Source organism: Phenylobacterium sp. SCN 70-31 (genome assembly GCF_001724605.1).
Classification (GTDB): domain Bacteria; phylum Pseudomonadota; class Alphaproteobacteria; order Caulobacterales; family Caulobacteraceae; genus Phenylobacterium.
In genome coordinates this window covers 1-23,805 of the sequence record NZ_MEEX01000025.1, presented here as the reverse complement: position 1 = coordinate 23,805, position 23,805 = coordinate 1, and the positions used below count along the sequence as shown (strand labels likewise).

Annotated in this window: 29 protein-coding genes; 7 read left to right on the top strand and 22 right to left on the bottom strand. The window is 67.9% G+C overall.

Going from position 1 to position 23,805, the window contains the following annotated elements:
• The first annotated feature begins 317 nt into the window (after positions 1 to 317).
• The 3 genes from ABS78_RS17090 to ABS78_RS17080 all read left to right on the top strand — a co-directional run bounded on the left by ABS78_RS17090 (position 318) and on the right by ABS78_RS17080 (position 1,935).
• Positions 318 to 764 (top strand): hypothetical protein, encoded by a 447-nt coding sequence (locus tag ABS78_RS17090; protein ID WP_293382042.1) that lies wholly within the window; start codon positions 318 to 320, stop codon positions 762 to 764.
• 221 nt (positions 765 to 985) lie between these two features.
• Complete coding sequence (locus ABS78_RS17085) at positions 986 to 1,276, top strand: copper-binding protein (protein WP_293382039.1); 291 nt, start codon at positions 986 to 988, stop codon at positions 1,274 to 1,276.
• 38 nt (positions 1,277 to 1,314) lie between these two features.
• Positions 1,315 to 1,935, top strand: coding sequence for a hypothetical protein (locus tag ABS78_RS17080; RefSeq protein WP_293382036.1), 621 nt, complete (start codon positions 1,315 to 1,317; stop codon positions 1,933 to 1,935).
• 65 nt (positions 1,936 to 2,000) lie between these two features.
• Here ABS78_RS17080 and bamE read toward each other — a convergent pair whose 3' ends face one another.
• From bamE to ABS78_RS17030, 10 genes are all read right to left on the bottom strand, one after another.
• Positions 2,001 to 2,510: an outer membrane protein assembly factor BamE gene (gene bamE, locus ABS78_RS17075; RefSeq protein ID WP_293382033.1), complete on the bottom strand. Its 510-nt coding sequence runs from the start codon at positions 2,508 to 2,510 to the stop codon at positions 2,001 to 2,003.
• A gap of 592 nt (positions 2,511 to 3,102) precedes the next feature.
• Positions 3,103 to 3,354, bottom strand: coding sequence for a hypothetical protein (locus ABS78_RS17070; protein ID WP_293382030.1), 252 nt, complete (start codon positions 3,352 to 3,354; stop codon positions 3,103 to 3,105).
• Positions 3,355 to 3,877: 523 nt separating this feature from the next.
• Positions 3,878 to 4,405, bottom strand: coding sequence for a copper-binding protein (locus tag ABS78_RS17065; RefSeq protein ID WP_293382027.1), 528 nt, complete (start codon positions 4,403 to 4,405; stop codon positions 3,878 to 3,880).
• Positions 4,402 to 4,995 carry a hypothetical protein gene (locus tag ABS78_RS17060; protein ID WP_293382024.1) on the bottom strand — a complete coding sequence of 198 codons (594 nt, stop codon included), beginning with the start codon at positions 4,993 to 4,995 and terminating at the stop codon, positions 4,402 to 4,404. The genes ABS78_RS17065 and ABS78_RS17060 overlap by 4 nt, the downstream gene beginning before the upstream one ends.
• Positions 4,996 to 5,056: 61 nt before the next feature.
• Entirely contained in the window at positions 5,057 to 5,368 is a 312-nt protein-coding gene (locus ABS78_RS17055; RefSeq protein ID WP_293382021.1) for a zf-TFIIB domain-containing protein, read from the bottom strand.
• A gap of 43 nt (positions 5,369 to 5,411) precedes the next feature.
• Entirely contained in the window at positions 5,412 to 5,894 is a 483-nt protein-coding gene (locus ABS78_RS17050; protein ID WP_293382018.1) for an MgtC/SapB family protein, read from the bottom strand.
• A 36-nt stretch (positions 5,895 to 5,930) separates the two neighbouring features.
• Positions 5,931 to 6,350 carry a flagellar basal body rod protein FlgC gene (gene flgC, locus ABS78_RS17045; RefSeq protein WP_293382015.1) on the bottom strand — a complete coding sequence of 140 codons (420 nt, stop codon included), beginning with the start codon at positions 6,348 to 6,350 and terminating at the stop codon, positions 5,931 to 5,933.
• A gap of 59 nt (positions 6,351 to 6,409) precedes the next feature.
• Entirely contained in the window at positions 6,410 to 6,880 is a 471-nt protein-coding gene (locus ABS78_RS17040; protein WP_293382012.1) for a hypothetical protein, read from the bottom strand.
• Between the two features lie 626 nt (positions 6,881 to 7,506).
• Positions 7,507 to 7,926 (bottom strand): hypothetical protein, encoded by a 420-nt coding sequence (locus ABS78_RS17035; protein ID WP_293382009.1) that lies wholly within the window; start codon positions 7,924 to 7,926, stop codon positions 7,507 to 7,509.
• 127 nt (positions 7,927 to 8,053) lie between these two features.
• Positions 8,054 to 8,578, bottom strand: coding sequence for an efflux RND transporter permease subunit (locus tag ABS78_RS17030; RefSeq protein WP_293382006.1), 525 nt, complete (start codon positions 8,576 to 8,578; stop codon positions 8,054 to 8,056).
• Between the two features lie 654 nt (positions 8,579 to 9,232).
• Between ABS78_RS17030 and ABS78_RS17025 the strand changes: the two genes are divergently transcribed.
• Complete coding sequence (locus tag ABS78_RS17025) at positions 9,233 to 9,910, top strand: hypothetical protein (protein ID WP_293382003.1); 678 nt, start codon at positions 9,233 to 9,235, stop codon at positions 9,908 to 9,910.
• Positions 9,911 to 10,108: 198 nt separating this feature from the next.
• Here the strand turns inward: ABS78_RS17025 and ABS78_RS17020 are convergent, their stop codons facing one another.
• Genes ABS78_RS17020 through ABS78_RS17005 form a run of 4 tightly spaced genes read right to left on the bottom strand, consistent with a single transcriptional unit; the run spans position 10,109 to position 12,714 of the window.
• Complete coding sequence (locus ABS78_RS17020) at positions 10,109 to 10,900, bottom strand: thioredoxin domain-containing protein (RefSeq protein WP_293382000.1); 792 nt, start codon at positions 10,898 to 10,900, stop codon at positions 10,109 to 10,111.
• Positions 10,897 to 11,619, bottom strand: coding sequence for a disulfide bond formation protein B (locus tag ABS78_RS17015; protein WP_293381997.1), 723 nt, complete (start codon positions 11,617 to 11,619; stop codon positions 10,897 to 10,899). The genes ABS78_RS17020 and ABS78_RS17015 overlap by 4 nt, the downstream gene beginning before the upstream one ends.
• On the bottom strand, positions 11,616 to 11,774 hold the full coding sequence (locus ABS78_RS17010; protein WP_293381994.1) for a hypothetical protein: 159 nt from the start codon (positions 11,772 to 11,774) through the stop codon (positions 11,616 to 11,618). Before ABS78_RS17010 ends, ABS78_RS17015 begins: the two co-directional genes overlap by 4 nt.
• Before the next feature lie 46 nt (positions 11,775 to 11,820).
• Positions 11,821 to 12,714, bottom strand: a complete 894-nt coding sequence (locus tag ABS78_RS17005) for a cation diffusion facilitator family transporter (RefSeq protein WP_293381991.1) — start codon at positions 12,712 to 12,714, stop codon at positions 11,821 to 11,823.
• 163 nt (positions 12,715 to 12,877) lie between these two features.
• Here ABS78_RS17005 and ABS78_RS17000 point away from each other — a divergent pair, with 163 nt between their 5' ends.
• Positions 12,878 to 13,168, top strand: a complete 291-nt coding sequence (locus ABS78_RS17000; RefSeq protein ID WP_293381988.1) for a hypothetical protein — start codon at positions 12,878 to 12,880, stop codon at positions 13,166 to 13,168.
• Between the two features lie 122 nt (positions 13,169 to 13,290).
• Here ABS78_RS17000 and ABS78_RS16995 read toward each other — a convergent pair whose 3' ends face one another.
• From ABS78_RS16995 to ABS78_RS16975, 5 genes are all read right to left on the bottom strand, one after another.
• A complete protein-coding gene (locus tag ABS78_RS16995; protein ID WP_293381986.1) occupies positions 13,291 to 13,758 on the bottom strand; it encodes a hypothetical protein in 468 nt (155 codons plus the stop codon).
• 243 nt (positions 13,759 to 14,001) lie between these two features.
• A complete protein-coding gene (locus tag ABS78_RS16990) occupies positions 14,002 to 14,370 on the bottom strand; it encodes an FAD-dependent oxidoreductase (protein ID WP_293381983.1) in 369 nt (122 codons plus the stop codon).
• On the bottom strand, positions 14,357 to 15,289 hold the full coding sequence (locus ABS78_RS16985; protein ID WP_293381980.1) for a diacylglycerol kinase family protein: 933 nt from the start codon (positions 15,287 to 15,289) through the stop codon (positions 14,357 to 14,359). Before ABS78_RS16985 ends, ABS78_RS16990 begins: the two co-directional genes overlap by 14 nt.
• A 109-nt stretch (positions 15,290 to 15,398) precedes the next feature.
• Positions 15,399 to 15,773, bottom strand: coding sequence for a zf-TFIIB domain-containing protein (locus ABS78_RS16980; RefSeq protein ID WP_293381978.1), 375 nt, complete (start codon positions 15,771 to 15,773; stop codon positions 15,399 to 15,401).
• A gap of 65 nt (positions 15,774 to 15,838) precedes the next feature.
• Positions 15,839 to 16,195: a hypothetical protein gene (locus ABS78_RS16975; protein ID WP_293381975.1), complete on the bottom strand. Its 357-nt coding sequence runs from the start codon at positions 16,193 to 16,195 to the stop codon at positions 15,839 to 15,841.
• Between the two features lie 105 nt (positions 16,196 to 16,300).
• Between ABS78_RS16975 and ABS78_RS16970 the strand changes: the two genes are divergently transcribed.
• Both ABS78_RS16970 and ABS78_RS16965 read left to right on the top strand, forming a co-directional pair.
• The gene (locus ABS78_RS16970; RefSeq protein ID WP_363083468.1) at positions 16,301 to 17,404 is read left to right on the top strand and encodes an MgtC/SapB family protein; all 1,104 of its coding nucleotides are present in this window, start codon (positions 16,301 to 16,303) and stop codon (positions 17,402 to 17,404) included.
• Positions 17,405 to 17,586: 182 nt separating this feature from the next.
• Positions 17,587 to 18,087: an SRPBCC domain-containing protein gene (locus ABS78_RS16965; protein ID WP_293381972.1), complete on the top strand. Its 501-nt coding sequence runs from the start codon at positions 17,587 to 17,589 to the stop codon at positions 18,085 to 18,087.
• An 81-nt stretch (positions 18,088 to 18,168) separates the two neighbouring features.
• Here ABS78_RS16965 and ABS78_RS16960 read toward each other — a convergent pair whose 3' ends face one another.
• The 3 genes from ABS78_RS16960 to ABS78_RS16950 form a co-directional block, all read right to left on the bottom strand.
• On the bottom strand, positions 18,169 to 18,975 hold the full coding sequence (locus ABS78_RS16960) for a universal stress protein (protein ID WP_293381969.1): 807 nt from the start codon (positions 18,973 to 18,975) through the stop codon (positions 18,169 to 18,171).
• Positions 18,976 to 19,373: 398 nt separating this feature from the next.
• A complete protein-coding gene (locus ABS78_RS16955) occupies positions 19,374 to 22,571 on the bottom strand; it encodes a CusA/CzcA family heavy metal efflux RND transporter (RefSeq protein ID WP_293381966.1) in 3,198 nt (1,065 codons plus the stop codon).
• A 33-nt stretch (positions 22,572 to 22,604) separates the two neighbouring features.
• Complete coding sequence (locus tag ABS78_RS16950; protein ID WP_293382142.1) at positions 22,605 to 23,798, bottom strand: efflux RND transporter periplasmic adaptor subunit; 1,194 nt, start codon at positions 23,796 to 23,798, stop codon at positions 22,605 to 22,607.
• Positions 23,799 to 23,805 lie beyond the last annotated feature (7 nt).

The window sequence follows — 23,805 nt, the reverse complement described above, 5'->3', positions numbered from 1 at the left end:
ATGGCTGGCGTGTGATCTCCGACGGGGGTTCGGTGGGAGACTTTTCCTATAGGGTCGACGCGGAAGAGGCGGCGCTGAGGTTCGCCGCGGCGGCGGAAGGGAGCGGACGACCCGTCGAAATCCTTCTCCAGCAGCCTGGCGGGGAGCTGCGAAGCTTTGCGCGAAGTAATCCAGCTCACTAGAAACCCGGGTCCCGGGGCCTGAAAGCTCTGGGTCCAGAAATCCACGAGCGCCCCCGCGCCGTCCCCAAGCAAAATTGTAGGTGTCTCCATCTAACGGGCGCATGATCCGGCTGTGTAATCGCGTGTAGGATCATGATGACGTCGCGTATCCATTTCGGCGCAATCTTGGCGATCGCGAGCGGAATGCTGGGCGCCTGCGCAACCTATCCGCAGGCTCCGCAGCGGATCGCCTACTATGTCGTTCCGTGCGACACGCCAGGCGCCATCCTCACGGGCGCGCCGGCTTCGCTCCCTTCGATCGCGACGGCCCCGGGCGAGGCGGCGCCGTCTGACATCGCCGCAGGTGCTTCAGCAGGCGCCGCACCGCCGTCGGCACCGGTCTGTATCGTCGCCGCCACACGCCCCCCAGCCTATGCGTCGTCGCGATATTATCCGTCCGGCTACTATGGTCGGTCCTACTACGCCCGTCCGGTCTTCAGCGCCTTCGGATTCGGACACTACGGCGGCGGGTCGAGCGGCGGCGGAGGTCATCGCGGCGGCGGGCACGGTGCCGGCGGTCACCACGGCGGGGGGCGGCACTGACGATGGCCACCCCTCGCAAACGCCATGATCGCGCGCGAGCACGGTGCGTCCTGCTCATGTTGGCGGCCTGTCTCTCCGCCGCGAGACCCGCGGTCGCCCAGTACGGCCGGGGACAGTCAGGTCGACCGGGCCAGGGACGGCCGCCGGCCTCGCGCGCCCCGAGCGGGCCGCCACCTCGGTCTCGACCGGCCGTACCCCCGCCCCGGCAAGCGCCGATCAACATGAGCTCCATCTTCGGCGTCGGGGTCGTCCAGGCCATCGATGTCCCCGGTGGGCGGGTTACGATCGCCTATGAACCCATCGAAGGCATCAATTGGCCCGCGGGAACCATGCCGTTCCAGGTTGCCAAGAGCGCGTTGCTCGAAGGTGTCGTGCCCGGCGAGAAGGTCCGCTTCCGGCTGGAGAGCCAGCAGATCGCGGACTTGAAGCCCTTCACGCCTGGCCAGAACGCGCAGGGGCAAACGCCCTCCGATCGGTCCGCGGCCGCGAACGGAGCCGGAAGGCGACAATGAGAGCCTTATCACCACGGAGAATCGCCATCAGAGCGCCCTTGGCAATCGTGCTCGCCTTGGGCCTCTCGGCCACGGCGCAGGCGGCGTCGGCGAACGCCGCCGAACAAGAGCCCATCGCGACCGCGCGCGTCGCACCGTCGCCCACCAATCCGCCGGTCACGTTGGCGCCCTCCGCCGCCAAGCCCCCGTCGGCGCCGATGACCACCAGCGAGCAGATCGACGCCTTCCTTCGCGCGTCTCCCACGACGCCCTGGCAGGACGCCGAGGCCCTCGATCGGCAGGAAGACAGGCCTCCCCGGCAGATCCACGGCCAGGTTGGGGTCGCCGTCGGCACCGGCGGCTACCGCAGCGCCTACGTCCAGAGCGACATTCCGGTGGGGCGCGACGGAAATCTGAGCATCTTCGTGCAGGAGACGCAGGGTGGTCGGGGCCATGGCTATGGCTATGGCAGCGGGAATGGGTATGACAGCGGGTACGGCTATGGCGCGCATCCAGGACGATCGCTGGGGCTGAGCCTCGATCTCAGCGGGCCGGGACGGGCGGCCGATTGCCGGCAAGGCCCCTGGGATCGCACGGCTCAGCGGGGTGAGCCTGCTCCAAGTCGGCTCAACAGGTGCGCGCGCCCCGGACGCCCACTGATGGGTGGCAACGAACCTTGAGCGTACCCTTGGGACCCGTCGGCGCAGCGCGCACCACACCGCGCTGGTCTCGGGTTAGGTCCATGCTACCGCCGCCGGTCGCCGGGTCGGGTCCCCGGCACGCCCTGGTCCTGGTTCGGCAACATCGTGCCGCGGCCGACGCTGCCGAGGAGCTGCTCAAGGACGGTCATCTCCCGGCCGCGGGTAGGAGTCTCGCGGCCGCTGAAGGCGATCTGCTTGCCATCGCCCAAGTCGAGGCTCTCGATCTTTCTGACCATCTCGGTCTCCCGATCAAACGTCAGCGCCGTCACCTGCCGGCTGATCACCTGCGGCCGCCGGAACGCAACCCGTTGCTTCACCTGGCTGATGTAGAACCAGACGTTGGGATCGAAGGTCGACTGCACCGACGGCGATCCCAGCTTGGCGCGGACGGTCGACTTGGTGTCGACGCCGATCTGGAGGTCCTTGGGCTGGGAATCGATGGCCTGGAACCCGGAATAGGCCACGATGGGCGTACAGGCGCCGAGGGTCAGGCCGCCTATTCCAAGGCCGGCGACGAACGCCCAGTGGACCAGGGGGCGAGAGCGGACAGGCATGGGCGGATCCTTCCAAAAGCGCCGGCGGTTCCGGCGAGCGACGAGGGGGTTCAGAGGTCATAGGGTCGCCGCGCACAAGCGCGCGGCCCGCACAGGCGCACGCGGTCGTCCGGCGCCAGCGTCCACGGCGTGACGAGGTCATAGTCGCGCAGGGCTGGCAGCAAAAGGGCGAGGTTAAGCAGGGACCTGGAGACCGCGGCGGTCACCTCGCCCGTCGCCGCCCCCCGCTCTGCGGATACAATTCTGCGGCGGGGTCGCGCCGCGGCTCCAGACCCGGCCGCGCTGGACCAGGCCGTCGCCGGTCCGTGTCGTGGGCGGCGAGCGCCGCACCCCCACGGGACCTGCTGTTCGACTGGCGGATTGAGCCGCGGGGTCGCACAGGCTGGCGGGGCGAGCGGACGCACGCCCAGGCGGGCTGTGACCATCACACTCTGCGGCCAAGACTGGAGCCGCATGATCAGCTTCCGACCCAGACCATGATGACGAGCGCGGCGAGACAGACCAGAGAGGCGACGAGCAGCAGGACCGCCCAGATCGATGGCCGCTCGGGCGCGCGCGGAGAATCACCCATGGCGGCGCCTCGCCGCGGTGGTCAGCACCGTAGAGGAGCCAGGCGCGCGCCGCGTCGGCCGGTGAACTCGACATGAATGCGGTTGGTCATGCCGCCCGGGCAGCGCGCGGCCAGGTCCTGCGCCCGGCCGATGGCGGCGCCCGCGTCCATCGTAACGCCGGGGCGCTGCCGCGGCGAGACATAGAGGACGCGGGTCGTGTAGCCGGTTGGGGGACTGACGATCTCGACGTACAGTAGGCGATCCTCGCCCGCGCAGGTTGGACCGATCTGCATCACAAAGCCGCCGATCAGCGCCCGGACCGCGTCTCCGGCCGAGGCGAGGAAATCCGTTCCGCGGTGCGCACGGCGTCTGTCGTCCCGTGAGGCGGCCATGTCGCGCGGCGTGATGTCCAGGGCCGTCCCCGATGGCCAGCACTAGGCCAGAGGCGCTACGGCCGGCGTGTGCCCGCATCACCCCCGCCTCCCCCTGCGGGCGACGCCCAGCCCCAGGCACCCGCGCCATCCGAACGTCACGATCGCGGTTCCGGCGGGGTCGCCTGGCGTTGGTCGCGATCGCGGGCGTCAATCGTTTCCATACCCGGCGACGGCTTCGGCGTCGGACTTGGACTCTCGCCGGGAGCGCCCCACATTGGGCCGGGTCGATTTGGAGGCCCCATCTTTCCGCAGGCGCCGAGCGCCAGGACGATGGCCAGGAGCCAGGCGGCCTGGCGCGGCGTGCGTTGTAGGAGGTTCATTCGCATCTCCGTTGTCGAACGATCGGGGGCGGTCGAGTCGCGCGGCCCGCCGTCGTGCCCGGTCATGGCCAAGGCCGCGGGACGATGTTGGCGGATGGGCTTGGGTCGGCGCCGTCGGGGGCGCGGACCTCGGGTCCCGCGGCCAGCCGCGGCGCGAACGGCCTGAGGTCGGCGATCTGCTGGCTCTCGAGACGGAAGCGGACCTTGTCCCCGGGCGCCACACTGGCGAGGAGCGACGATTTGGCGACGGCGAACGGCTTCGTCCCACCCGGCCAGTTCAGGCTTTCGATCGGCTCATAGGCGATGGTGACCCGCCCCGCCTCCATATCGAGGGACTGCACGACCCCGACCCCCACCACATCGCTCATCTTGAAGGGGGCCTGCGGCGGGGGCGGGGGACTGCGCACATGCGTTGACGGACGGCTCGGCGCCCGGAAGACCGGCGGTGGACGCCCCTGACCGGGGCGACCACTTGTGCCGCGACCGTATTGGGCGAGGGCCGGCGTCGCCGCCATCAGCGCCACCAGCAGAAGCGGCGCGACCGACCGCCGGGTGGAGGCCGCGCGCGTCGGCATCGGGGGGCGGATCATGAGGCCGCCGCCGCGGGCCGCCGGATGAGCGGCTCGAGGTTCTGCTGGACCGCACGGGCGTCGAAGGCGCGCGGATCGCCGGACGGCTTTGCGCCGCGCCGCAGGAGGATTTCCGCCGTGGCGGTGAACCGCTCGGCGGTCCGGATGTCGAGCCCGCTGCCCCATCCGGGATAGAGGCCGCCGCCGTGACTGAAGCCAAAGGTCCCGGCATGTCCGAATCCGTGGCGCCCGAATCCGTGGCCGAACCCGTGGCCCCAGCCCCCGAAGGCCGACATGCCCCCGTAGGCGCCGACGGCGGAGGCGTAGGCCTTCCGGTCGGTGGCCCGGTCGGCGAGTTCAAACCAATCGTACCCGCGCGCAAGGGTGAGCTCTGCCGCCCGATAGAGCAGTCCCACCTCCACGGTCTCGCGGGAAGTGAGGGTGTTGCCGGCAAACGAGACGCGGAGACGGTCAGGCTCCACCTGGGTGTCGGTGTAGCCACCGGCCACCGGCCCACGGCTGACCTGCGGCTGATAGGGGGTGACTGTCGCGCAACTCGCGAGCAGCGCAGCGCCGGCCACAACGGCAAGACGTCGAAGAGGATGTGTCATGTCGCGTCCCCGCGCCCGGCGCGGAGCTCCTGTAAAAGAGGGATTGAGGGTAGGGCGGGTGTCAGTCGAAGACATCGAAGATGCTCCGGCGGCGGCCATGCTTGCCGTAGCCGCCGCTATGACCGCCGCCGTGGCTGTCGCGGCTCCGGTCGTGATCGCCATGGCTGCCCCGGCGCCTGTCATGGGGCTCCGGCGCGGGCTGTCGGGCCAGAGGCGCCACGTCGGCCTCGGCGCGGGCGTCGGTCAGCAGTTTCTCAAGCTCGCCGCGATCCAGCCAGACGCCGCGGCAGGTGGGGCACATGTCGAACTGGACGCCATCGCGGGCGATGACCTCCATCGCGGCGTTGTCGTTGGGACACATCATCAGGGGCATGGAGGCTCCGGGCGCCGAGGCGCGTTGCACGGGTTGGGGGACGTCACCGCAGAGTCTCCGCGGCGTCGGAGGGGTCGCGCTGGGCGACCTTCTTGATGGGCTTGAGGCCACGCATGGTGACGAAGGCGGCAAGGGCCAGGATGGCGGCGATGTCGAACAGGCCGTAGCCCACCGCCGCGCCGATCGCGCCGGTAACCCACAGGCCCGCCGCTGTGGCGGTGCCGTCCGCATGGCCGCGGTACTTCAGGATCGCCCCGCCACCGATGAAGCCGACGCCAGTGATCAGGCCTTCCATAACCCGGCCCTGGGCCTCACTCTCGCGCCCCAGCACGCTGACCGCCACGATCACGAAACCGCAGGCCGCCATGGCCACCAGCGGAAAGGTCCGCAGGCCGGCACTGCGCTCGTGATGCTCATTGTAGAGCCCGATCGGCAGGGCCAGGAGGAAGGCCAGGCCCAGATCGGCCAGGTGGCGCACGATCGACTTCGGATCGGCGAGACCCCAGGCGGAGAGCCAATCAGCCATCGGCGGGCCGCCGGTCAGGCCCCTTCGCGGGCGGCCTCACTTGGATTGCAGCAGGCGCATGGTGCTCTGCTCCATGGCATGGGAGGTGTCGATGACGTTGAGGTTGGCCTCGTAGGCCCGCTGCGCCGCCTTGAAGTCGAGGGACTCGACCAGGGTCTCTACATTCGAGAGCGTTACGTTGCCGCTCGGATCTGCGGCCGGATGGCCCGGGTTGTACTCCTTCTTGAACGCCTTCGGATCGGGATCGGTCCGGACCAGCTGGACGCTCGTGGACCCATCCTCCAGCTTGAGCGGCGCGAAGATCGGCATCTGGCGTCGGTAGGGGTCGCCGCCCGGCGTGGCGGCGGTCGTCTGAGAGTTCGCGATATTCTCCGCGATGATCCGCATCCGCGCCTGTTGGGCGCGGAGCGCCACCGCCGCGATCGCCATCGGACCGCCTTCGCCAACCTTGGTCATGAGCAACTCCTGGGGTGTGGGCCTCTCGGGCTCAGTTGAAGGGAAAGATCTCGGACGCCTCATGACGCGCCGCCTTCAGGGGAACGGCGCGGCGCGTCCGGGACGGGGACCGGCGCGCCTGCCACCGGCTCGGCCAGGTGCAGGTTCAGCCGGAACGCGTGGGTGTGGTCGGCCTCCTCCAGGACGAGGCGGGCGTCGGCCAGGATAGCGAAGCTGGCCTGGGCCACCCACCCCGCGCCAGCGGGCGTCACCGCGACCGGCGGCCCCTGGCCGGTTTCCAGAAAGGCGCGCCGGGTCTGCGGACCCGCCACGGGCTGGCCATCACGACCCACGAACTGGAAGCGGATCACGGGCGTCGCGCCCACTGACGCGAGATCGACCCGGAGCGACACACCACGACCGGTCGCGAGCCACCGGCCAGGCGCCGTCGTCGGCTCAAGCACGAGGGTGGCGGCCTGCGGCGCCCGATGGGCCGCGGCGGGGACGCCCCAGGTGAGACCTAGCGCCAGCGCCGCGACGCTCGCCGACATGGGCGCGCGCCACCGGCGTGGTCGGAGGTCACGCGGCATGGTGACGTCGCCCCCGTTGGACCGTGCGGAGCGGGCCGCTCGCCGAAGGGGGTGCGCCGGCGCGCCTCCTGTCGCGCCGGCGCCGTCAGCCGGGGCCACGACTCGCGGCGGGCTTCTCGCGGCTGAGGCGTCCTCCGCGAGCCCGTGTCGCCCTGTGCGGAAGAAGGCCTGAAGCTGTGCGCCGACATGAGCGGTGTTTGCCGCCATGCCGGCGCGTCCGGTCGCCTCCGTGATGGGTGGGGGGCGGCGACCGGAGCATGCGTTCGGAGTGGGGGCCCCGAACGAAGACGGATGGGCAAAGGGGTGACGCCGGCGTGACGTTGGAGGTGTCGCGCCGGCGCGCCCAGTCAGGTTCATCGGGTAGGAAAGAACCTGGCCGGACTGCGCTCCGCCGGCTGCTGGGGTGCGGTGGCGGAGAATGGAAGGGCGCACGACGCGGTTGCGAAGCGGGCATGACGACGGGCGCCGAGGTTGACGGCGTGCGGCGAGACCGCGTGACGCGGCCTGCGGCGACGGACGGAGCATGGTGGTGACATCCCTCTGCGAACAAGACCAAGGCGACGCCCGGAGGGGCGCTCAGGCTTGGCTCAGGCGCGAGGGGGACGGTCCAGGCGGTCGGGCTCGAGCGGCGGCGGCGGCAGGGCGAATTCCGAGTGCCAGCGCAGGGGGTGACGCGCCACGGTCTCGGCGACCTGGATGCCGGCCGGCATCGGGGCCATGTGGCCCGCGCAGCCGGCGCAGGTCCGGGCGGGCGCCGTCCTCGGACCCCCGACGTCGTCCTGGGCGCCGACGGGCGGAGCCTGGACCGAAGCCTGCAGACCCTCGGCCTGCGCCTGTTCGACACCGACGTCGCCGACCGGCGGGCCGGCATGCGCCAGCGGACCGCAGGAAAGGCAGGTGCCCAGCAGGCAGAGCGCGAAGATCGGTGTGAGCAGAAGCCGCAGCCACCCGTTCGCCGTCGGGCGCGACGACCGGCGCGTCCGCGTCTGCGGAGCCCCTCGCGTCATGACCGAAGCATCGAACATGGTTGGGATAGTGCCTGCATTTCCGCGCTTCGGAAAGCGCGATCGCACCGCCGGCGCGCGCGGGCGGCGCGGGCCGAAGCCCGCCGATCACGACGTTGGCGAGCGGTCGCTAGACCTCCGCCCCGGTTTCGGTGGCGAGCGCCATAGGCACGAAGCCGAAGGAAGCCGCCAGCCCGGTCATCATCACCGGTCGGAGGCGTCCAAGGGCGCGGGCGATGATAGCGCCGTCGAGGGCCTCGCCACGGGGCAGGCGGTGACGAATCGCGGTCATCATGACGAGGCCGCTAAGGACCGACACGCTGAAGAGCGCAATGAGCCCCACTGCCGCGGAGACCGAGGACGGCAGGCCGCGCAACGCGAGCGCGAAGACCCCGCCCGCGAGAGCCGGCGCAAGGGTGGAGAACACCGCCGCCGGCGCCAGGCCGCCGCGCGCCATGAACAGCAGGCCGGAGATTAGCACGAAGCACGGCACGATACGGCTGAGGCTCGCCTGTGCCGCCTTCAGATGCTCGCATTGGCCACCCAATTGACCCCAGGCCCTGGCTGGCAGCTTGACGTCCGCGGCGACCTTGCATTGGGCGGCGGTCACAAAGGAGCCGAGGTGCGGGCCGCGGACGTTGGCCTGCACGGCCATCCGGCTCTTGGTTCTCGTGGCTGCCTTGGTTCAGGCTTCCGAATAGGCGAAGGTTGGGGCGTCGCGCAGGGGCACCGAGGTGCGACGCCACCTCGCCCGGCAGCATGACGGCAGGGCGACACCGCGTCGAGGTCGTTGCGGACCGGGTTCGGAAGCGGACGACGACATCGAAGCGCCAGTCGCCCCAGAAGACGAGGCCGGACTCGCGCCCGCTCATGGCCACCGCGGCGGTGTCGGCGACTTCTTCGACGGTCAGGCCGCGATGTCTAGGGTCGGCACGCCCCTCGCCTGCTCGGCCTTGATGTCGGAGGCACCCGGGACGGACTAGAGGATCGCGCCGATTCCGCCGACGGTGCGGGCCCCGGCGATGCGCTCGTCAAGTGCATCTGGATCGGTCGGCGAACTCCTAGACGTTGCCGGTGAACCAACGCAGGCGTACCGCCTCCGCCTCTTCTTCGGCGGCGGCAAGTTTCGCGTCACTCCGGATTTGCTGGGCCGTAAGGGCTTCGGCTTCGGCTTCGCCGCCGCCGGGCCTTCCAGGCGCCGGCGCACATCGTTTACGAAAGTTTCGAACGGACCTCCCAGCAGCCGCTGCAGCCGCCCCCCGATCAATCGGCTGAGGAATCCCGGCGCATCGATTCCGTGGCGCACTCCATGGTTAACGATTCTTGGCGATCATCCTCGGCCGCCATGTACTGTGCCAACAACAAGCGCGCTAATCCCAAAGGCATCGAAATGACCGGGATCAAGACTGGAGCCCAGGCGCGAACAATCGGCGCTCTGCTGGGCCTCATCACACTCAGCGCCTGCGCGACAGCGACGCCGTACCAGCCCAACCTGCCCGGCCAAGCCGCGAGTGGGGGCTACTCCGAGCAACGCATCGAGACCAACCGGTTCCGCGTCACGTTCTCAGGCAACAGCCTGACCTCGCGGGAAAAGGTCGAGAGTTATCTGCTCTTTCGTGCGGCGGAACTGACGATGGCGCAGGGCTACGACTGGTTCGCGATGGCGGACCGGAAAACCGATCGGCAGGCGCGCTCCTACCTGCAAACCGACCCCTTCTACACGTCTTGGTACGGCTCGCACTTCGGCCACTTCACCCCAACGTGGCGCTACTACGGCGGGGGTCTCGGCTGGAACAACTGGCATCCCCACATGGGCAGTCCCTTCTTCGCCAGCCGTCTCGACGTCACGACAATCCAGAAGTTCGAAGCGACGGCCGAGATCGTTATGGGCCGGGGCGCCAAACCGGTCGACGACCCGACCGCGTTTGAAGCCGGCGCCGTGATAGAGAATTTGCGCCCAAGAATTCTCCGACCCGCGCCGGAGTAGACATTGCCGACTTTCAGGGACTGAAGTCACCCGCCGCGGCGGCGGCGGCGGCGGCGCGCAAGGGTCGTTGTGCACGAGGAGCGCAGCCTGATGCGGCCTTGAGGTCGGGGCGGTGTTCGCCGTAACCCTCCTGATAGTGTGCGCGCCAGCGAGGTTTGTGGTCCAAGTCTCAATCTCCTAGCGGGAGGACTGCGGAAATCAGCGCGCGGCGGCGATCTCGCCCCGCACCAGGTCCTGGAACTGCGCTACGCCGAACTCCTGCAGCGGCTTGCCGTTGACGAAGAAGGTGGGTGTCTGTGAAACGCCAACCGCCTTCAAATCCTGGATATCCTGGTTCAGCACTGCGGTGATCTTGGCCGCGAGCCGCGCCTGCCGGGCCTTCTTCAGATCGAGACCGGCATCGCCGGCTATCGTCCAGGCCTTTTCGAGGTCCATTGACCCGTGCGCCGCCCATTCCGGTTGTCGCGCCAACAGCGCTTCCAGAACCGGGATGAAGATGTCCTGGAGTCTGGCTGTTTCCAGTATGCGCACGGCCTCGTCCGAGCCCTGATGGAGAGGAGCATAGCGCAAGACCAGGCGAACTTCCCCAGGGTACTGCGCTATGGTTTGCTTCACGATGGGATAGAAGGCGCGGCATGCCTCGCAGGCCGGGTCGAAGAATTCGACGATGGTCACCCTGGCGGCGACCGGGCCAACGGACGGCGAATGGGCTCTCACCAGGGCGTTGTCCTTTGGGGCAGGCGCAGGCGGGTTCGGTGCGCCGGCCGCTTCCGCTGCTGGGACATTCCGGGGTATGGGATCGCCGACAGCGGCGACGGGCGTTCCCGTCTGTCCCGTGGCAAACGGGGTAAGCTGCGCTGGCATGCTCGGTCCCTGCGCGGCCGACGCGGGCGCATCCGCACCGCGGCTACCCTTGTAGATGTAGGCCGCTGCTGCGAAGGCGAGCAAAGCGAGGCCGGCGATCACCAAGACGATGTTGCGGCTTTTCATGGGGACCTGCGGCGAACCAAGAAGAGGAGGACAATAATGGCGGTGAACGCGGCCAACGAGAGGGCCGGAATCGGGAGCCAGCCAAGAATGATCGTATCCGCGCTGGAGCAAGAGGGACCGGCACCGCACGGCTTGATCTCTTCGGGGATCACGCCGCCAAACAGGAGCAAGTGGTAGAACGCGACGAGCCAGCCGATGGCGGCCAAGGGTAATGCGTAGCGCCCCACGCGGTAATCCGCGATCAGGCACGCCACCATCAGCACGATGGCCAATGGGAACATGAAAGCGCGTTGAAACCAGCAGAGATTGCAAGGGGCTTGCCCCATTACCTCGCCGATGAACAACGCGCCAAGAGTCGCTGCGAGGGCGACCAGCCACGCGAGGATCAGGAAAGTCCAAGCCAGTGGGTCCGGCGGCTTGGTCGCCGCCACGGTCGCAAGATCTCGCGTGCGGTCTTCGCTTGCGGCCAATTCGTCACGGACCTCTGCAGCTTGGCGGCGATCTAAAACATCATAGTTGTTCGTGATGAAACAGCATACGTGTTCCCAAGCAATCTGCGATGCCGGCCCTTCCGGGAGAGCCTGCGCAATGATGCTATCGGGGCGCCTTGGGTGGTCCAAATCTCTGAAGTTCGCCGCCAGGCTGCTGGAGGAGCCCTTTCCCCGCGTTGCCGGCGGCCGGTCGACTGATGCAAGCTCCCTGGAGCCTTCCTTGGTCAACCCGGTTCATAGATTGATGGTCGCAGCTGAAGGTCGGTCTTCCAGTGCGTGTAGAAGCCGCATTTCTCCATCTGGTCGATACGAGTGCGCGCCCCATTGATCGTGGGGATGCTGTTCTCGATCCGGTCGCGAACCATGAAGAAGAGGTTGATCATCCCGCACGTCACTTTGACGTGGCAGCCAGCAACCGAGTCCAGGGGGTTATAGATGCGCGATCGCCGCGTCCTCACAGGCCACCCGCTCGATCTGGATCGTAATGTGCTCAAGCTTGTGATCCTTGCGCAGCCGCGCCGACACGGCTTGACGGACGTCCTCGGCATCTGCCCCGTCCGCCAGCACCACGTGCGCCGACGCGCTGGCCTGGTCGGCGCCCGTGACCCAGACGTGCAGGTCGTGCACGCCGGTTACGCCCGCTGTCTCCAACATGGCCTTGCGAACCTCGGCCACCACCATCTCCCGGGGTGCGCTCTCCAGCAGGATATTCGTGCTGTCGCGTAGCAGCACCCAGGTGCGAGGAAGCACCCACAGGCCGATCCCAATCGCGACGACCGGATCCACCCAGAGCCAGCCGGTAAAACGGATCACCAGGGCTGCGACGATGACCCCGAGGGAGCCCAGCATGTCGGCCCAGACCTCGAGGTATGCCCCCTTGACGTTGAGACTCTTGTCCTTGCCGGCGGACAACAGACGCATCGAGATCAGGTTGATCACAAGACCAAGGACCGCCACCACCAGCATGCCGGTGGACTCCACGGCCTCCGGCTCCCGGAGCCGCTGGATGCCCTCGACGAGCACATAGATGGCGACCCCGAACAGTAGGACGGCGTTGAAGGCGGCAGCGAGAATTTCGAACCGGCGGTAGCCGAAGGTGCGGCGGTCGTCGGGCTTGCGGGCGCCGATCCTGATCGCGACAAGAGCAATCGCCAGGGCGGCAGCGTCGGTGAACATGTGCGCGGCGTCCGACAGCAGCGCCAGACTGTTGAAGACGAAGCCCGCTGCGACCTCGGCGACCAGAAAGGTGCTCGTGAGTCCTAGCGCGATCGCCAATCTGCGGCTGTTGGTGTTCGCACCCGCGTGGTCGTGACCAGCGCCCATCGAATTAGCTCCCTCCCGCCACAACTGCGCCGCAAGTCAGGAACGCACGAAAACGTCAAACGCTTCAAGCCGTTCTACCTTGCGGCACCTGGAATAAGGATCCGCCCATTCCCATCTAAATGGTCAGGCACGTTCATGCTTAAAGCAGGAAGGAGAATTCGTCGTGGTGAAGATAAGACGCTCCACAGTCATTCCGGTGATCGCCGCCGGGCTCGCAAGCCTAGCCTTGGCCGGGTGCTCGACCTATGGGGCCGGAAACTACGGATACGCCGGTCGTTCATCTGCAAGTTACGGCTATGGCGCGCCGTATAGCTCCGGCCGCGCCTCGATCTATGTGGCGCCACGCGCCTACGACCGTGGGTACTATTCCTATTCCGGCGCGGGCCGCTACGGGTCGCGGGGATATTCCAGCGGCCACAACGGCTTCAGCCATCTGGGCGGGCGGCGGCACTAGGCGGCCTACGATCTCGGCCCGAAAATCTTCAGCAGCAGCACAAAGGCAAGCGCTGCGGCTGGCAAGATCGCAAGGCGGAGCCAGGGGTTGAGGCGCTTCAGGTTTCTCATGGGTCGCCCCTTTTACCGCGCTTTCGGCATTATCTGCGGCCCGCCGACATAGGGACGCAAGCTCCATGGGTCCGGCCTGAAGCCCTCGGGCTCCAAGTGGGTTGATAGACTGATGGTCCGTTTGTCTACGGCAAGGCACGCCTCACGAAGCGCCTCGGGCAGGGTTGGGTGCGCATGGCTGGTGCCGCCAATATCCTCGGCGGAGGCGCGAAACGCCATTGCGACAACCGCTTCGTGGATCAGTGAACCTGCGTCCGGCCGAAGGATGTGAACCCCGAGTATGTCGTCCGTTCGGCCGTCGGCCAAGACCTTCAGGAAACCGTCTGGTTCGAGCCTGGACTTGGCCATGGCGTTGGCCGATAACGGGAACTCACCGATCCGATACTCTACCTTGGAGGCCTTGAGCTCCTTCTCGGTCCTGCCCACCGAAGCCAGTTCTGGCCAAGTGTAGACCACGGCGAGAATGACCCCGTAGTCCACGTGACCGTCGCGGCCGGCAAGCATCTCACCGGGGGCGATCCCTTGGCCTTGTGAGCCAACATGGGCCCGCCGATCACGTCCCCGATGGCGTAGAGGCCGGGCACACTCGTTTGAAACCGCGCGCCCGCCTCCATCCTACCATCCTACCCTTAGCATCAAGCTTGACACTAAGGTCGTCCAGTCCGACCCCGGCTGTCATAGCGCGGCGGCCGATCGACATCAGCACATAGTCTCTCGATCACCCTAACTTCGATACGGTCGGCGGCAAGCAGACGGCCACGCCCCCTGAGCCAGGAGATACCGCTTTTCTTGAAGAGGTAGGCGACGCCCGCGCCGAGTTCGCCGACGACACGGGCCTTGGGCCATCACGGCCGGAAGGTCGGCGCGCACATTGTCGACCAGCACGCCGAAGGCTGCGAGCTTCTGGGCGGCCATCAGGCGCTCGGTGGACTGCAGCAGCGCCTTTGACGGGATGCAGCCGATGTTGGCATGTGCCGCCGAGCAGGTCTCTCGCCCCTCCGCCACCGCGACCTTCATGCCAAGCTCGCTGGCCCGAATGGCTGGGTAGGCGCCAGGGCCGCCGCCGATGATGACGACGTCATAGGTGGCCATTATTCGTTTGCTCCGGCAGCTGATCGCTCGTAGCCGAAGGCGGAATGGGCGCCGGCTTCAAGGCATAGAAGGCCTCGCGAACCCTCGTCACCCGCTCGGAACGCCCAAGGGTAAAGCGTTCACCATCCAGGATCGCCGGGATGGGCTCGCCAGAGCTAATCTCGAGGCTCTCCAATCGGGCGCGGGTGACCGTCTGGTCGGCGCGCCAACCGCGGAAGGCGGACATCACTGCGAGGCGGATCGTGTCGCCCACCCCGTCAACATCGATGGCGGCGGCTTCGAGCAACACCTCCAGATCGGTCTCCGGCGGCGGCAGCGGGCAGAGCACCACCACGGCCTCGGCTTTGGAGGCTGGCTGGCCCTCGAACCGGTATACAAGCTCAACCCCCAGCGCCTGCTTCAGGGCCGCCGCCCCTTGCTCCCAAGCCGCAGGTAGATCGCCTTCCCGGATAGCCTCGCGGGCCTCGGCGAAGAGGGAAGCGCCGCCGAACACGCCGGCCACGTAGAACCGGTGGGTTCCGACCTGTCCGCCATGCACAGCCTGAACAACGGGCCCTTCCAGCGTGTCATTCAGGGCTTCGCGCCAGGTGCGCGCGCCATAGAGGGCCTTGGGCAGCATGTTCATGGTGCCGCCGGGCAGCGGCATGAGCAACGGCCCAGCCTCGTCGCAGCGCTGCGCGGCGGCGCGGATGGTGCCGTCGCCGCCCAGGACGATCAACACGTCCAGGCCTGTGTCCATCGCTTCGTCCAAAGCTTGGTCGACGTTCTTGCCCACGACGTCCCACACCTTCACCGGCTTGATCTCGGCCGCCCTCAGGATGTCGAGGATAGCGCCCCGTGCGGAGGCGTCGCAGCCGCCGCTCGACGTGTTGAGGAGGACGCCGATGTCCAGGGATCCCAAGTCGGGTTTGAGCAGCATTGTGACTCGCGATGTGAACCGCGGCGCATCAGAGGTTTGATCTGGCCGGGTCTGGGAAGAGTCTGTCTGAATGGCTCGCCGGTGGCAGCGATTGCTACGCGTCGAAACTCTAGTCGTCGAAGAGGCCGCCGAGGAAACCACGCCGCCGGCCGTGGCCGCCACCGTGGTGACCCCCGCCTCCGTGAGGGCCGGCCCCGCGGCGGCCTCCGCCATGCTCACCCGAATATCCTCCGTCCCATGGCTGCCCGTACCCTGGCCGGGCCAGCGGCGGTTCGGGCGGAGGCGCTTGTGGGGCGGCCTCGTAGGCGGCGGTGCGCTCGATGATCTTGTCGAGTTCGCCGCGGTCTAGCCACACGCCACGGCACCTGGGACAATAGTCGATCTCGATTCCCTGCCGGTCGGCCATCACCAGGTCCACCCGACAGGCAGGGCATAGAAGGCCCGCTTCATGACGGGTTATCGGAGCGGGGGCGGGATCACTCATGGATAGTCTCCCTGGAAGCGCCCCGCCCGAAGGGGCGGAGCGTTCCGCCTCGAAGCCGACGAGGCTCAGTGGTGGCGATCATGCCGCGCGCGCGGGGCGACATAGTGGCGATCCCGCCGGCTGTCCCGGCGCACGTGGCGATCGTAGCGATCGTTGTACCCATAGGAGCGGGCGCTGTAGGTCCCGCCGGAGTACACGGAGCCCCCGTGGGCGTCGGCGTTCCCGGCGTGAGGCTGGGCGTAGCCATACGGCGCCGGGGCCGAGTAGCCGCCGTTGTAGCCCTGGCCGCGGTAAGCCTGCTGGCCATTGTAGGGCTGTTGATCGTAATAGCCCTGCTGGCCGCCGTAGCTATAGGGCTGGGCCGTGGCGGCCGTGCCGCCGAGAACCGAGAGAGCCGCAGCAGCGGCGATGAGGTACTTCATAGGAACTGCTCCCTTTGCCGGCGTCGAACCCACCGGCGATGAGGCACTATCGGCCTCCGGGTCTGAACCTGTGGGGAACGCCTGTCGTCATCTCCTGTTCATCTCGTGCGCGACCTGAGGACCTTCATAGCCTTCGAGCCCGCCGCACTGTGGGAGATTGCGACCCACGGCTTCAACTTGGCCCCGGCCTACGCCGATCCCCTCCCGGTGGGCTGGGATCGAGAGCGCGACGATCGCAGCGCAGGCATCCGGACCCTTCACCCCGTCGCGGTCGGCGCGGGCGGATTTGTGCTCGTCGGCATTGGCGTACTCGGTCGTGAATCCATGGGTCAGACCCGCATCATGGAGGGCCTGATCACGGGTGTTGGGCTCATCGGCGGCGGGGCCATTCTCAAGCAAGGAGGTAAGCCCTCCGGAACTGCGACCGCGGCCAGTTTATGGGCGACGGGGGCCCTCGGGGGCTGGTGCTGTCTGGCGGGGCGGCATTGCTCAAGTGCGCTGGTGACAGGAAAGCCATGCGCGCCAACAACGCACGGCACGCCACGCGCCGGTCGTCTCCCGGGTCGTGGTGTAGCTCGCCGACGCCCACGGAGCCGCTCGCGACGCCTGCTCCGTTCATTGTCTTCCGTCGCGGGCGCGCCCGTGGTCTTCTGGCCGGCGCTCTTGCCGAATGAGGGCACGAAAAGCTGCTGGAACTGGGCCGTGCGTCGAACCTCTCGGAAATTCCTGCTCCTGCCCCTGCTGGCGCTTCTGCCAGGTTTCGTTCACGCCCAGGAGTTGGATGCCCCGACTCCGGTCGGCCCGACCGCGCAAGGCGCTCTGGCCATGGAGATGAAGTCCAAACACGAGCATCATCGTCACGGCTATCAGCGCGTCCAGGGTGTCGTGGAGTTGCGGGAACCAGAACTGGAGGCTGGGCGCACGGTCACGAAGCTCGAGATGACGTTCGACTTCGACTGTGAGAGCCGACAGCTCCGGACCGTGAGGACAACCCGCCGCACCTGGACCGGCGAATACGCGGGGACATCGTACAGCCGAGAAGCGTGGCGGCCTCCGGCGATGGATGCCGAAACGCGCGCCTTGCGGCTCGTCTGCCGCGCCCCGGAGGCGTCGCCAAGCGAGGCCGCGCCCGTTCGCTCCAGTGCGCCACCACGGCGGTCCGAACCCCAGGTGGTCGTGATGCCCAGGAGCACGTCTCCCAAACGTTGAAGATGGGCGAGGTGAGCCGGCCTGTTGAGCGGGCCACAACTCGAAGGAGGACCTGCAAGACGGCAGGGAAACGCTCCGCGAGCGGCGAGGACGTCGGAAGACCGCTCCGTTTGCGGCCTGCAACAGCATTCCCTAAAGTTGAATCGGGTCGCACGTCGTCGTGCCATTCTGGAGTCTGGCCGATGAACGAGATTGCCTATTCCACCGAGCTGATCATCCGTCAGCCGGCGCAGGTCATTTGGCGTCGCCTGATCAGCTTCGACGAATACCCGAGTTGGAACCCGTATCAGAAGGTCGAGGGGGCCGCGAACGCTGGGGCGAAGGTCCGTTTCTCGGTGAATTGGGGCGATGTGGCGAGGAAGTCGGTTCCGGCCAGGATCACGGCGTTCGACCCGCCAAGGCGGCTGGAGTTCACAATCGGCTGGATCGGATTTCGGGAACGACGCTGGATCGAACTCGAGCCCGTCGAACAAGGGGTGCGGGTTCGCCATGGTGTCCGCTTCACCGGCTGGCTGGCGCAGATCGCGTTCAAGCACAAGCTCAAGATCGAGCGGCTCAAACCCTACTACGAGGCGTGGGGCGCCGCCTTGGCGGGGCGCGGTCGGTCTGCTGCTCCGCCACAAAACGGGAGGCCGCTGAACCGGCGTCAGCGTCGCGCCGCGCGGAAGAAAGCGGGCGCCTAGCTAGCGCGGGTTCGATGGCACATAGAGCCGTGCGGGTGCGGTCTCGGCAGAGGGCGACCGGGGAAGGACACCAGCCGAGTCTCAGTGCGCCAGCAGCCAGGCCATTGGGAGACCCTGCACAAGCTCCCGCGTGACGCCGCCAAAGACCCTCTCGCTGTACCGAGGCCGGCTATAGGCTCCGCTCACCAGGAGATCGCATCCCTCCGCTTCGGCGTGCTGCAGGATTTGTGCGAAAACGCCAGCGGCGCTCTTGGAGAGGTGAAGATGAGTTGCGGCGACCTGGTGTCGCGAAAGATGCTCGGCGACCTGCGCCAGGCGTTCGCTGCTGACCTCGTCGCCGACGCCGAGGACGACGACACGCTCCGCGCGCCTCAAAAGTGGGAGCGCTTCATGGACAGACCGCCGGGCTTCCCGGGCGTCCTTCCACGCGACCAGGACGTGCCGAAACGGGACGCGCGGCCGGAGCGAGCCAATCTGCAGGACCGGCGCTCCGGAGCGGGCGGAAAGCTCGGTGGGATCAGCTATCGCGAATTGTCCGCTCGCCGATGCGCCGACGATCGCCAGGTCAGCTGTGAGCAGATGCTCGTTGAGGATCAGATTCGGATCCGAGATGCCCGAGCACCAGTCGCTCACGACGTGGCGGCCGGCGAAGATGTCGTCGTGGACCGCCTGCGTGCTCTCGAGGGCCTCGCCGAAGGCCAAGGCTTGAAGCGCGGATCCACCCGCGCTCCCAAGGAGCGCTTCGTTCAGTATCGAGGGCTGCGGCCAAGCGAACGCGGCCACCGAGAGGCGGCCGCCGTAGACCTCCGCGAACTCGGCTGCAACCTCCAGGGTCTGACGCACCGTAGGGCTGGGGGTCGCATCCACCACGATATCGGCATAGGTCATCGCTCGCCTCCCATCAGCTCGGTCAAGGTCCGCGCCGCGGTGCGCGGGCGCGTCAGTATACGACGGCCTGCGATGGCTCGCCTTGCGATGTGTCAACATTGCGCAGACCTCCAGCCGGTCTCGACCATGGAAGCTTGCGATCGCTGCCGGGGCGTCGCAGACTCAAACGAAGCACCCAATGAAGGCGATCCTCAAGCATGCGGCAGAAGGTCAGTCGTGGAGCTGTGCTGCTCTTCGTCTCCTCTCTCATCGTGCTGGGCGGCGCATTATATCTCGTGTGGGCTGGTCCTGACGAACATGCGTACCGGGTCGCGCGAGCCGTCTTGGTGCCATAAAATAGTCTGTACGCCCCGGTGTCCGGATCCATAAGTGAACCCGGACACGCGGGCGCGGGGTCGTCAGCGCGCCGTCGGTCGCAAGATCAGGCGACAGATGGCCGGCAGGACGAACAGGGTCAGGGCCGTGGCTGTCACCAGTCCGCCGATGACCACGGTAGCGAGCGGCCGCTGGACTTCCGCGCCGGTCTCGGTGGCGAGCGCCATCGGCACGAAGCCCAGCGAGGCCACCAGCCCGGTCATGAGCACCGGGCGCAGCCGCTCCATGGCCCCGTCGACGATGGCATGATCCAGAGAGGCTCCCCGCTCCAGCCGCTGCCGTATGGCCGTCATCATCACCAGGCCGTTCAGCACCGCCACCCCGGACAAGGCGATGAACCCGACCGCGGCGGATACGGAGAACGGCATGCCACGCCCGGCCAGGGCGAACACCCCGCCGGCCAGGGCGAGCGGAATGGCGGAGAAGACGCCGAGCGCCGGCTTGACCCCGCCCAGCGCCATGTAGAGAAGCGCGAAGATCAGGAGGAAGCAGAGTGGCACGACAAGCGCCAGTCGGGCCTGCGCGGCCTTGAGGTTCTCGTACTGCCCGCCCCACTCGACCCAGGCGCCCGGCGGCAGCTTGACCTCGCTTTCGACCTTCCGCTGCGCTTCGGCGACGAAAGACCCCAGGTCGTTGCCGCGAACGTTCGCTTGCACGACGACGCGCCGCTTGCCGTTCTCGCGACTGACCTGGTTCAGCCCTTCGGAATAGGTGAAACGGGCCACGTCGCGCAGCGGCACAGACTGGCGTGCGCCGCCACCGGCGTCCGGTAGGAGCACCGGTAGGGCGGCCACGGCGTCAAGGTCATTGCGGACGGCGTTTGGCAACCGCACGACGATGTCGAAGCGCCGGTCGCCCTGGAACACCAGGCCGGACTCGCGACCGCCCATGGCCACGGCGATGGTGTCGGCCACCTCCTCCACAGTCAGACCCAGGCGGCCGATCGCATCACGGTCGACCGCAATGTCCAGGGTGGGGAAGCCGCTTGTCTGTTCAGCCTTGACGTCTGCGGCTCCCGGAACAGTCTGGAGAACGCTGGCGACCCGACCGGCGGTCTGGGCGAGCGCGTCCAGATCGTCGCCATAGATCTTGATGGCGACATCGCCCCTGACTCCAGCGATGAGCTCGTTGAAGCGCATCTGGATCGGCTGGGTGAACTCGAACACGTTGCCGGTGAGGCCCTCCAGCCGCTCTTCCATCCGCGTGACGAGCTCAGCTTTCGTTTCGCCCTTGTTGGGCCAATCCTCCTGCGGCTTCAGGATGATGAAGCTGTCGGAGGCGTTCGGCGGCATCGGGTCGCTGGCGACCTCCGCCGTGCCTGTCTTCGAGTAGACATAAGCGACCTCTGGGAAGCTCGCGATCACACGCTCCACCTGCCGCTGCATCCGCAAGGACTGCTCCAGCGATGTGGACGGGATGCGCAGCGCCTGGACGGCCAAGTCCTTCTCATCCAACTGCGGCGCGAACTCCCGGCCGAGGAAGCTGAACACCACGCCCGCGGCTACGAACACTGCAGCGGACGCCAGGATGACGGGCAAGGGCCGCGCGATCGTCCTTCGAAGCAGCGGCTCGTAGCGAGCCTTCGCCCAGCGGATCGGCCGAACCTCCTTCTCGGCCACCTTGCCGCGGATCAGGAGGGCGATCATCGCCGGCACAAAGGTCAGCGACAGGACAAAGGCCGCCGCCAGGGCCAACATCACAGTAATGGCCATCGGCGAAAAGGTCTTGCCCTCCACCCCTGTGAAGGTGAGCAGCGGGGCATAGACGAGGAGGATGATCGCCTGACCGTAGACCGTGGGTTGGATCATCTCGCGCGCCGCCTCTCGGGTCTCCCCGAGCCGCTCCTGCAGCGTCAGCAGGCGGCCCTCGTGGTGCTGCCGCTCGGCCAGTCGGCGCAGGCTGTTCTCCACAATGATCACCGCGCCATCCACGATGAGCCCGAAGTCGAGCGCCCCCAGGCTCATCAGGTTTCCGGAGACGCCCAATCGGTTCATGCCGATGGCCGTCATCAACATCGACACCGGAATCACCAGCGCCGTGATGAGCGCGGCGCGGAAGTTGCCGAGCAGCAGGAAGAGAACGACAATGACCAGCAAGGCGCCTTCGGCGAGGTTCTTCTCCACGGTCTTGATGGTCGCGTTGACGAGCTTGGAACGGTCATAGACCACCTGTACACGCACCCCGGGCGGCGTGGTCTTGGCGATCTCCTGCAGCCGCTCGGCCGACGCCCGCGCCACTGTCCGGCTGTTCTCGCCCGTGAGCATCAGCACCGTGCCGACCACCACTTCCTCGCCATTCTCGGAGCCCGCCCCGGTGCGCAGGGCCCCGCCGATCTTGACCTCGGCCACGTCGCGCACTGCGACGGCGACGCCGCCGCGCGTGGCGACAACCGCTCGCGCGATCTCATCGGCCGAGCGCACCCGGGCGTCGGTACGCACGAGGAAGGCTTCCCCGGCCCGCTCGACGAAGTTCGCGCCCACCGTCAGGTTGGCGGCCTCCAGCGCCCGGGAGAGGTCGGTGAAGGAGACACCGTAAGAAGCCAGGCGGGTGGGGTTTGGCGTGACGACGAATTGCTTGTCGTAGCCGCCGATGGAATCCACGCCGGCGACGCCGACCACACTGCGCATCTGCGGCCGGACGATCCAGTCCTGGACCTCGCGCAGGTAGGCCGCCTGCGCGACCGGATCGGTCAGGCGCTCGCCAGTGACGGTCAGGTACGCGCCGTCGGATTGCCACCCCGGCTGTCCGTCCCGCCGCGGCGCGCCGCGGCCCTGCGGATACTCAAACTCGACGGTCCACATCAGGACCTCGCCGAGGCCGGTCGAGATCGGTCCCATCATGGGTTGGGCGCCTTCGGGAAGGCTTTCTCGGGCCTGGATGAGCCGTTCGGCCACCTGCTGGCGGGCGAAGTAGACATCGGTGCGCTCGGCGAAGACCACGGTGACCTGGCTGAAGCCGTTGCGCGAGATCGAACGTGTGCTCTGCAGCCCCGGGATGCCCGCCATCGCGGTTTCCACCGGGTAGGTCACCAGCTTTTCGACCTCGGCGGGCGCCAGGGCCGGCGCGACGGTGTTGATCTGCACCTGCTTGTTGGTGATATCCGGCACCGCGTCGATCGGCAGCCGGATGAGATTGTAGAGGCCCAGCGCCGCCACCAGGGCGACGAGGAAGACGACGGTCCAGCGGAAGCGGACCGAAAGATCCAGGATGCGGCCGATCATGACGCCACCAGCTCCGTGTTCGAATGGTTCGACCTAGTGGCCATGTTCCGCCTCGCCCTTGCCGAGTTCCGCCTTCAGGACGAAGGCGTTGGACGCGGCGATCACGTCGCCGGGGCGCAGGCCCTCCAGAACCTCGGCCCGCCCCCCCGTGCGCTGCCCAGCGGTGACCGGTTGCGCGCGGAATCCCTTGGACGTGCGGACGAAGACGACGGAGCGCCCCTCCACCGTCTGGATCGCCTCGTCCGGCACGACGATGGCGCGGGTGGCGGCCCGAGCGGATGTGATCCGCACCTGCACCAACTGGCCGGGACGCAGGTCAGCCAATGGCCCTGCCGGGGTCAGCACCACGGTGGCGGCGCGGGTCTGCTCATCGACGGTGGGCGTCGCCGAGCGCACCACAGCGGGGATCGCGGTCCCGCCGCTGGTCTCGATCACGGCCTTGTCGCCAGGCTGCACACGCTGCGCGTCGAGCGCCGGCACGGCGGCTTCAACTTGGATTCGACTCGAATCGGCGATGCGGAAGAGTTCGGTCTCGGGTTGGACGAAGGCGCCCAGGCTTACGGACATGGCGCTCACGCGACCATTGATCGGACTGGTCACACGCACATAGCGCCCGTCAGGCGAGATGTCGGCGGCCCCAGCCGCCGCGGAGGCGCGCCGGGATTCGGCTTGGGCGGCCACGAGCGAGGCCTCAGCCGCCTCGTAGTCCTGCCGGGCGCCGACCTTCTGCTCGAATAGGCGACGCTCGCGTGCCGCCACCTTGCGCGCCAGGTCGGCGCGCGCCGCCGCGGTGGCCCGGTCCGCCGCGATCTGGGCCGCTTCCCGGCTTTCCACGAGCGCCAGGGTTTCCCCGGCGCGGACGGGATCGCCGAGACGCTTGTTGATGCGCGCGATGGAGCCCGCCGCCCGCGCCGTCAGCGCCGCCTGCCCAGACGGCTCGGCCTCGACAGTGGCTTGGGCGCGGATCTCGGCCCCCAACCCGCCGACCGCGACCGGCTGGAGTTGTATGCCCGCAGTCTTGATCCGGGCGTCGTCCATCGCGACGACTTCGGCTTCCGCGCCTTCCTCGGCGTGGGCCTCGCCTTCGGCGTGTCCCGCCTCTTCGGCATGACCCGCCTCTCCCTGTTCTTTGGGAGCGTCGGCGGTGGGTGGGGGTTTGGGGGTGGTGAGCTTGGCGGCGGTGAAGCCGATGCCGGTGGCGGCGACGAGGGCGGCGCCGGCCAGCAGCCAGGTT

Coding starts and splice junctions, on each gene's coding strand:
- ABS78_RS17090 (WP_293382042.1), top strand. CDS start 318: ATGACGTCGCGTATCCATTTCGGCGCAATCTTGGCGATCGCGAGCGGA.
- ABS78_RS17085 (WP_293382039.1), top strand. CDS start 986: ATGAGCTCCATCTTCGGCGTCGGGGTCGTCCAGGCCATCGATGTCCCC.
- bamE (WP_293382033.1), bottom strand. CDS start 2,510: ATGCCTGTCCGCTCTCGCCCCCTGGTCCACTGGGCGTTCGTCGCCGGC.
- ABS78_RS17070 (WP_293382030.1), bottom strand. CDS start 3,354: ATGCAGATCGGTCCAACCTGCGCGGGCGAGGATCGCCTACTGTACGTC.
- ABS78_RS17065 (WP_293382027.1), bottom strand. CDS start 4,405: ATGATCCGCCCCCCGATGCCGACGCGCGCGGCCTCCACCCGGCGGTCG.
- ABS78_RS17060 (WP_293382024.1), bottom strand. CDS start 4,995: ATGACACATCCTCTTCGACGTCTTGCCGTTGTGGCCGGCGCTGCGCTG.
- ABS78_RS17055 (WP_293382021.1), bottom strand. CDS start 5,368: ATGCCCCTGATGATGTGTCCCAACGACAACGCCGCGATGGAGGTCATC.
- ABS78_RS17050 (WP_293382018.1), bottom strand. CDS start 5,894: ATGGCTGATTGGCTCTCCGCCTGGGGTCTCGCCGATCCGAAGTCGATC.
- flgC (WP_293382015.1), bottom strand. CDS start 6,350: ATGACCAAGGTTGGCGAAGGCGGTCCGATGGCGATCGCGGCGGTGGCG.
- ABS78_RS17040 (WP_293382012.1), bottom strand. CDS start 6,880: ATGTCGGCGAGCGTCGCGGCGCTGGCGCTAGGTCTCACCTGGGGCGTC.
- ABS78_RS17035 (WP_293382009.1), bottom strand. CDS start 7,926: ATGACGCGAGGGGCTCCGCAGACGCGGACGCGCCGGTCGTCGCGCCCG.
- ABS78_RS17030 (WP_293382006.1), bottom strand. CDS start 8,578: ATGGCCGTGCAGGCCAACGTCCGCGGCCCGCACCTCGGCTCCTTTGTG.
- ABS78_RS17025 (WP_293382003.1), top strand. CDS start 9,233: ATGGTTAACGATTCTTGGCGATCATCCTCGGCCGCCATGTACTGTGCC.
- ABS78_RS17020 (WP_293382000.1), bottom strand. CDS start 10,900: ATGAAAAGCCGCAACATCGTCTTGGTGATCGCCGGCCTCGCTTTGCTC.
- ABS78_RS17010 (WP_293381994.1), bottom strand. CDS start 11,774: ATGATCAACCTCTTCTTCATGGTTCGCGACCGGATCGAGAACAGCATC.
- ABS78_RS17005 (WP_293381991.1), bottom strand. CDS start 12,714: ATGGGCGCTGGTCACGACCACGCGGGTGCGAACACCAACAGCCGCAGA.
- ABS78_RS16990 (WP_293381983.1), bottom strand. CDS start 14,370: ATGGCCACCTATGACGTCGTCATCATCGGCGGCGGCCCTGGCGCCTAC.
- ABS78_RS16985 (WP_293381980.1), bottom strand. CDS start 15,289: ATGCTGCTCAAACCCGACTTGGGATCCCTGGACATCGGCGTCCTCCTC.
- ABS78_RS16980 (WP_293381978.1), bottom strand. CDS start 15,773: ATGAGTGATCCCGCCCCCGCTCCGATAACCCGTCATGAAGCGGGCCTT.
- ABS78_RS16975 (WP_293381975.1), bottom strand. CDS start 16,195: ATGAAGTACCTCATCGCCGCTGCTGCGGCTCTCTCGGTTCTCGGCGGC.
- ABS78_RS16965 (WP_293381972.1), top strand. CDS start 17,587: ATGAACGAGATTGCCTATTCCACCGAGCTGATCATCCGTCAGCCGGCG.
- ABS78_RS16960 (WP_293381969.1), bottom strand. CDS start 18,975: ATGACCTATGCCGATATCGTGGTGGATGCGACCCCCAGCCCTACGGTG.
- ABS78_RS16955 (WP_293381966.1), bottom strand. CDS start 22,571: ATGATCGGCCGCATCCTGGATCTTTCGGTCCGCTTCCGCTGGACCGTC.